Source organism: Gilvimarinus sp. 1_MG-2023, from assembly GCF_030548285.1.
This window is the reverse complement of record NZ_JAUOSC010000207.1, coordinates 1-419: the sequence shown is the minus strand read 5'-3', so window position 1 is coordinate 419 and position 419 is coordinate 1. Positions and strand designations below refer to the sequence as shown.

Below are 419 nucleotides of genomic sequence, written 5' to 3'. Positions count from 1 at the left end.
CCTCAACGAATGGGATGGCGAGCGTAATTTCGACAAAAGCTTTGCCTTTATGCAAGCGGTGGGTAATGCCTATATTGATGCCTATGTCCCGATTGTGGCGCGTCGCAAAGACCAGCCCTGGGGGGAGCGTGAGCGCAAGTTCCAGTGTTATCGCCGTGGCCGCTATGTCGAGTTTAATCTGGTATTTGATCGTGGAACGATTTTTGGTTTGCAAACCGGTGGCCGTACCGAATCCATTCTGATGTCCTTGCCGCCGGTGGTGCACTGGGATTACGACTGGCAGCCAGAACCGGGATCGGCCGAAGCACGTTTATACACCGACTTTTTGCCTCATAAAGACTGGGTCTGAGCACCGGGTTGACACCATCGTCAGGATACGCAGGAGTTTCTGTATGACCGATCGTTACGCCGTTGTGGGC

General features: G+C 53.7%; 1 protein-coding gene. It reads left to right on the top strand.

The annotated features are described in order from the left end of the window. Positions 1-349 (top strand): coproporphyrinogen III oxidase (locus tag Q4563_RS16450; protein ID WP_303605248.1); only part of this gene is annotated, 349 nt, incomplete at its 5' end. Positions 350-419: the final 70 nt, after the last annotated feature.